Annotated in this window: 3 protein-coding genes; 2 read left to right on the forward strand and 1 reads right to left on the reverse strand. The window is 59.7% G+C overall.

What is annotated here, in order from left to right; translation table 11 throughout:
• Positions 1-220: 220 nt before the first annotated feature.
• Entirely contained in the window at positions 221-1,468 is a 1,248-nt protein-coding gene (gene pepT / locus DW180_RS04340; RefSeq protein WP_118237614.1) for a peptidase T, read from the reverse strand.
• 120 nt (positions 1,469-1,588) lie between these two features.
• On the opposite strand from pepT, the gene DW180_RS04345 reads away from it, so the two are divergent.
• Positions 1,589-2,011 carry a metal-dependent transcriptional regulator gene (locus DW180_RS04345; protein WP_040359600.1) on the forward strand — a complete coding sequence of 141 codons (423 nt, stop codon included), beginning with the start codon at positions 1,589-1,591 and terminating at the stop codon, positions 2,009-2,011.
• A 10-nt stretch (positions 2,012-2,021) separates the two neighbouring features.
• Positions 2,022-2,915, forward strand: a complete 894-nt coding sequence (locus DW180_RS04350; protein WP_055252635.1) for a homocysteine S-methyltransferase family protein — start codon at positions 2,022-2,024, stop codon at positions 2,913-2,915.
• Positions 2,916-3,036 lie beyond the last annotated feature (121 nt).

Here is a 3,036-nt window from a genome sequence, read left to right on the forward strand (position 1 = left end):
CCGGACTAGTCGTTGGGTAGTCATTGGGGACGTTCTTAAACGACTAGTCAAACAAGAACGTCCCCAATGACTACCCACAAAGCGAGAGTGGATCTCGTCATTTTGCGGCACTTGGGGACGTTCCTTTTCTGCCGGCAGTTAGGGACACTCCCTGTACAAAAACCGCCCCGTCCTCTGTAGAGGACGGGGCGGTTTGTCTTTTAGGCTTGAGCGGCCAGGCTTATGCAAAGCGGGCGACGAGCTCCTGGAGCACGTCGGTCATCTTGACGAGCGAACTGACCGGGACGAACTCGTTGACGCCGTGGTAGCAATAGCCGCCGGTGGAAAGGTTGGGGCAGGGCAGACCGCGGAACGACAGCTGCGCGCCGTCGGTGCCGCCGCGAATCGGCAGCACTTGGGGCTCAACGCCGCAGGCAAGGTAGGCTTGCTTGGCAACATCACTAAGCTCGGGATAGTCACGAACGATTTCGGCCATATTTCGATACTGCTGCTTAATCTCGACCGTTACGCGCTCCTCACCCAGACGCTGGTTGAGCATCGAGGCGGCGGCATCAATAAGGTCGAGTTTCTGCTGGAACTTGGCGGCGTCATGGTCGCGGACGATGTAGCGCGCCGTGGCGTGATCGACGGTTGCAGATACGCCCTCAAGGTGATAAAAGCCCTCGTAGCCTTCCGTATACTCCGGGCGCTGCACGTAGGGGAGCAACGCGTTGAAGTCGCAGAACAGATTGCCTGCGTTGACCATACGGCCCTTGGCGTCGCCCGGGTGGATGGACTGGCCCTCAAAGCGGATGGTCGCCTCGGCGGCGTTAAAGCACTCCCACTCCAGCTCGCCGATGGGGCCGCCGTCGACCGTGTAGGCGTACTTGCAGCCAAAGGTATCGATATCCAACAGCTCGGCTCCGTGACCGATCTCCTCGTCAGGGCAGAAGCAAATGCCGAGTGCGGGATGGGGCAGAGAAGGGTCCTGAGCGATACGCGCGACAAGCGACATGATCTCGGCGACGCCTGCCTTGTCGTCCGCGCCCAGCAGCGTGGTGCCATCGCTGCAGACCAAGTCCTCACCCGCGAGGTCGTTCAGGGCGGGAAGCTTGGCGGTACTCATGGCAACGGGCTTACCGTCAACCGTGCCGCAGACCAGGTCGCCGCCTTCGTAGTGTACGATGTGCGGCTTCACGCCGGCGCCCGGTGCAACTTCGGTGGTGTCGAGATGGGCGATCAGGCCCAGGGCGGGCTTGTCCTCAGCGCCCGCACTTGCGGGGATATGCGCGCAGACATAGGCATGCTCGGTCACGTGGGCATCTTCCGCCCCAAGCTCGCGCAGCTCTTCAGCCAGCACGTTGGCAAGGTCAAACTGAACGGCGCTCGAAGGCACCTGGTCGCAGTTTGCATCCTCGGACTGCGTGTTGATCTGGACGTAGCGCAAAAAGCGCTCGAGGACATCGGGGTTCGTGGTGGTGTTTTCCATAAAGACCGCTCCAATCTTGGTCGTCGTGTGCAACAAGAACTCTAGCACGGTATGCCACGGCATACCGCGACGCTTGGATGGGGTAGAATCAGCCATTGAATGCAGAAGGGACGGAAGATCATGGATACGACAAATAGCTCGCGCGAACTACATCTGACGGTGGCGAACGAAGACTACTTGGAGTGCATGGTTCGCATTGAAAGCGAAGAGGGGGAAACCAACGGCGTGCGATCGGTCGACATCGCGCAGCGCCTTGGCGTCTCCAAGGCATCGGTCAATAAAGCGGTTTCGGCGCTCAAGGCATCCGAGCTTGTCGAGCAATCGCACTATGGCAAGGTAATCCTGACCGATCGCGGCCGCGAGGTTGGCACGGCTATCTGGTACCGTCATCGCCTCATCCGCACGTTTTTGGTTCAGGAGCTCGGTGTCGAATTTGAGCGAGCCGATTCCGAGGCCTGCATGATGGAGCATGCGCTATCCGAGGACACGATGAGCCGCTGGCTCGCCTATCTCGAAAAGCAGGGAATCAGCGTCGAGGAATAGCGGGATATATATGGATACGAGTTATTACAACCGCTTTGGTGCCGAGGAACTTACGCGCCGCTTGTCGAGCGAGACCTTGTTGGCGCAGGGCCCCATGGGCAGTGTTCTGTTGAGTGAGTACGACGCCGCCGATATTCCACCGGCGTTTTGGAATCTGGCGGAGCCGCAGACCGTTTCTCGTATCCATCGCTTGTATGTCGCCGCCGGTGCGCAGGTGCTCATTACCAATACCTTTCAGGCATCAAGCTATGCCCTCAAGCACGACCAGATTGCGCCGTCCGTGGCGGAGGTCAATCGCGGGGCCGTCGACGATGCCCGCCAGGCGCACCCTCAGCTGCTGCTGGGCTCGATGGGTCCGATCGGTATTGAGTGGTTTGCCGAGGACTCTGCCGAGTTTCGTGAGATCCGAGGCATTGCGCGCGAACAGGCGCACGCCTTGCTCAATGCTGGTGTTGATGGTCTGCTGATCGAGACGGTGACGTCTATCCGTAATTTGCAGCCCATGCTTGCCGGCGCTCGAGATGCCGCTGACGGCATGCCTGTCCTGGTGAGTTTTGTCGTTGATGACAAGGGCGACCTGTTGGGCGATGGCCTCAACATCGAGGCAGCCGTTTTGTACGCCGAAAAACACGGCGCAAACTCGGTTGGTGTTAATTGCTGTTCGCTTGCGGCCGCGAACGCGGCGGTGCCCAGGATGGTTGCATCGGCGACTACTCCCGTCACGGTGCGCCCCAACGTGGGCGATCCGGTCCAGACTCAGGATGGCCCCGTATGGCACGAGAACCCCGAAGCTTTCGCGCGCGCATGCATCGAATGGAGACATGCCGGTGCCGCAATGGTGGGCAGTTGCTGTGGAACCACGGCAATCACTACGGCAGCGATGGCCGAGGCGCTCGATATATAAAGGGCAAAACCGCTCCATACGGGGCGGTTTTTTATTCAAGACTTTAGTCTGCTGGCCGCGCAGCGGCCAGCTTTAGGCTTATAGGACAAAATGTGTGTCCACTTTAGGGGCATCGGCGCAG

The sequence above is a fragment of the Collinsella sp. AM16-21 genome (genome assembly GCF_003471905.1).
Taxonomy (GTDB): Bacteria; Actinomycetota; Coriobacteriia; order Coriobacteriales; family Coriobacteriaceae; genus Collinsella.

Bases quoted from the DNA above. Each gene is read 5' to 3' on its own strand.
- pepT (WP_118237614.1), bottom strand. From the start codon at position 1,468: ATGGAAAACACCACCACGAACCCCGATGTCCTCGAGCGCTTTTTGCGC.
- DW180_RS04345 (WP_040359600.1), top strand. From the start codon at position 1,589: ATGGATACGACAAATAGCTCGCGCGAACTACATCTGACGGTGGCGAAC.
- DW180_RS04350 (WP_055252635.1), top strand. From the start codon at position 2,022: ATGGATACGAGTTATTACAACCGCTTTGGTGCCGAGGAACTTACGCGC.